Annotated in this window: 1 protein-coding gene; it reads left to right on the top strand. The window is 34.7% G+C overall.

Translation table 11 applies throughout. The features are described 5' to 3' along the window. The coding region (locus tag RR876_RS17385; RefSeq protein ID WP_332637225.1) for a DUF1294 domain-containing protein at window positions 1-485 on the top strand (485 nt) is incomplete at its 5' end. Window positions 486-518 lie beyond the last annotated feature (33 nt).

Below are 518 nucleotides of genomic sequence, written 5' to 3' on the forward strand. Positions count from 1 at the left end.
CACTGGAATATGTCGTGCAGCTGGATGGACAAGGACGCTTTAAAGCCAAGCAAGTGACTTATTTAAAAGCCAATCAAGCAAAGAAATTATCAAAAGTATCGAACAGTGTAGACACTCAATCATCATCAAAATTACAGCCGATGCAAATTCTGTGTGTGATTTATATTATCGCTTTGGTTATTTTGACCGCTACAGGTTTGCTGAATAGTCTAGCATTACTTTTTATCAGTATTATCAATGTGATGACCTATTGGTTTTATTCCCAAGATAAAGAAGCAGCTCAGCTTAATCAACGTCGCGTACCAGAGAATACTTTGCATATACTTGCCTTTTTAGGCGGTTGGCCAGCAGCTTGGTTAGCACAACAACGTTTACGACATAAAACACAAAAACAACCTTTTAGAAAGGTATATTTCTGTACTATATTCTTCAATATTTTATTGATTTTATGGTTAATTTCTCCTTTAAATGTATTTAAAGTTTAAAGCTAAACCATCCATGACTTGAGGAATGATAAT

This window comes from Acinetobacter sp., assembly GCF_036666595.1.
In the GTDB taxonomy this organism is placed as follows: Bacteria; Pseudomonadota; Gammaproteobacteria; order Pseudomonadales; family Moraxellaceae; genus Acinetobacter.